1 pseudogene is annotated in these 416 nt (G+C 54.8%); it reads left to right on the forward strand.

What is annotated here, in order from left to right:
• Positions 1-416 (forward strand): annotated as a pseudogene (locus JSN25_RS17195) (enterohemolysin); the annotation flags it as partial.

Raw genomic sequence — 416 nt, forward strand, 5'->3', positions numbered from 1 at the left:
ACGTTAACCTGTCTGATATTTCAGGTGACACCGTCACAACCACGCAGGGCGCGCAGGAATCGTCAATAAATATCGACTCACTGGCTGATGATTTCCGCGAGCGTATAGATGCCGCACAGGATGTTGATAGCGCCAAAGCACTACGCGCTGATATCGAAAGTGCGAAGGCCACACTGGGTTCAGCCCTGTTCACCGAACTGAAGAACAAAGCAGTGAAACGCTATTACCTGGTTGATTCACGTAACAAGGTTGAGGCCGCGATCAACTCCCTGCCGTCTCCGGGCGAACCGGATGCAGCAGCGCGTTTCGGGGAAGTCGAGCGAGTGCTGGCAGCGGCAAAACGTCACCTGGGCGACGAGCTGCACGACCAGTTCAGCATCACCCTGGCAGATATGAAACCGGAATACGTGGGCTAA

The sequence above is a fragment of the Citrobacter cronae genome (assembly GCF_016893685.1).
GTDB classification, from domain to species: domain Bacteria; phylum Pseudomonadota; class Gammaproteobacteria; order Enterobacterales; family Enterobacteriaceae; genus Citrobacter; species Citrobacter werkmanii.